The organism is Kineococcus vitellinus (genome assembly GCF_009906315.1).
GTDB classification, from domain to species: Bacteria; Actinomycetota; Actinomycetes; order Actinomycetales; family Kineococcaceae; genus Kineococcus; species Kineococcus vitellinus.
On record NZ_JAAALL010000495.1, the window covers coordinates 1 to 1830 of the forward strand.

General features: G+C 80.6%; 2 protein-coding genes. Both read left to right on the plus strand.

Going from position 1 to position 1830, the window contains the following annotated elements:
* On the plus strand, positions 1–755 hold a 755-nt coding region (locus GTQ99_RS22785), incomplete at its 5' end, for a DAK2 domain-containing protein (protein WP_205708072.1).
* 20 nt (positions 756–775) lie between these two features.
* Positions 776–1729, plus strand: a complete 954-nt coding sequence (locus tag GTQ99_RS22790) for an NAD-dependent epimerase/dehydratase family protein (RefSeq protein WP_166617950.1) — start codon at positions 776–778, stop codon at positions 1727–1729.
* Positions 1730–1830 lie beyond the last annotated feature (101 nt).

Consider the following 1830-nt stretch of genomic DNA (forward strand, 5'->3'; position numbering starts at 1 on the left):
GCGCCGAGCCCGTCGCGCCGGCGGCGCCGGCCCGCGCCGCCGACGGCGACCGCGCTCCCGCGGGCGCCCCCGCGGGCGCCCCCGTGGACGACGCCTTCCTGGCGGCGCTGCGCACGGCCGTCGCGCGGGCGCACCCGGTGCTGACCCGCCTGGACCAGGCCAGCGGCGACGGCGACTTCGGCGACAACCTCGCCGGCGGGGTGCGCGCGGCGCTGGGCGCCGCCGTGCCCGCCGACGTGCTCGCCGACGTGCCCGCCGACGTCCCCGCCGCCGCGGCCGTGCGCGGGCTGCGGGCGGCCGAGCACGCCTTCCTCGACGAGGTCGGCGGCTCCAGCGGCCCGCTGTACGGGCTGCTGCTGCAGCAGCTGCGCGCGGCGCTGGAGCAGGCGCCGCGCGCGGACGCGGACGCGGTGCGCGCGGGGCTGGCCGGCGCGGTGGCCGCCGTGCAGCGCGTCGGCGGCGCCCGGCCGGGCGAGCGCACGATGCTCGACCCGATGGCGGCCGCGGCCGCCTCCACCGGCGGCCTCGCCGACCTCGTGCGCGCGGCCGTCGACGGAGCGGCGGCGACCGCGGGGATGCTGCCCCGGCGCGGGCGGGCCTCCTACGTCGGGGAGCGGGCGCTGGGCCTGCCCGACCCCGGCGCCGTGGGGGTCGCGCTCGTGCTGGGCGCCCTGGCCGACGCCCTGGAGCCGGCGGCGGGCGCGGGCGGCCTCGCCACCGCGCTGGTGGAGGGTCTCGGCGCGCAGGCGGGCTGACGGGCGGGCAGGGTGGCCGGATGCGCGTCGTCGTCGTCGGAGCCACGGGTCACATCGGCACCTCCCTCGTGCCCCGCCTCGTCGGGGCGGGGCACGAGGTCCTCGCCCTCAGCCGCGGCACGAGGGAGCCGTACGCGGCGCACCCGGCGTGGGAGCGGGTGGAGCGGGTGGTGGTGGACCGCGAGGCCGAGGACGCCGCCGGGACCTTCGGCGAGCGGATCGCCGCCCTGGGGGCGGACGCCGTCGTCGACCTCGTCTGCTTCACCCCGGCCTCCGCGCGGCAGCTGGTGGAGGCGCTGCGCCCGCGGGGCACGTTCCTGCTGCACTGCGGCACGATCTGGGTGCACGGCCCCGCGGCCGCCTCGCCGCTGCGCGAGGACGACCCGCGCGAGCCGTTCGGGGAGTACGGCACGCAGAAGGCCGCGATCGAGGAGCTGCTGCTGGCCGAGACCCGCGGCGGCGGCCTGCCGACGACGGTGCTGCACCCCGGGCACATCAGCGGCGCGGGCTGGCCGGTCATCACCCCGCTGGGCAACCTCGACCCCGACGTGTGGCGGCGGCTGGCCACCGGCCGGGAGCTGCTCGTGCCCGGCCTCGGCCTGGAGACCCTGCACCACGTCCACGCCGACGACGTCGCCCAGGGCTTCGAGCTGGCCCTGGCCGCCCCGCGCGCCGCGGCCGGCGAGAGCTTCCACGTCGTCTCCGAGCGCGCCCTGACCGTGCGCGGCTTCGCGCGCGCGGCCGCGGGCTGGTTCGGCCGGGAGGCGGACCTGCGGCCGGTGTCGTGGGAGGAGTTCCGCGCGGCCGCCGGCGAGCACGCCGACGCCAGCTGGGAGCACCTGTCGCGCAGCCACAGCGCGAGCACGCGCAAGGCGCGCGAGGTGCTGGGCTACCGGCCGCGGCGCACCTCGCTGCAGGCCGCGCGCGAGGCCGTGGACGACCTGGTCGCGCGGGGGCGCCTCGACCTCGGCTGAGCGGACGGGCGCACCTCAGGCCAGCAGCGGGTCCAGCGCCTTCGCGCACGAGCGCACCCGGTCCGCGTAGTGGTGCAGCGGCGGTGCGGCGGTGTCCGCGG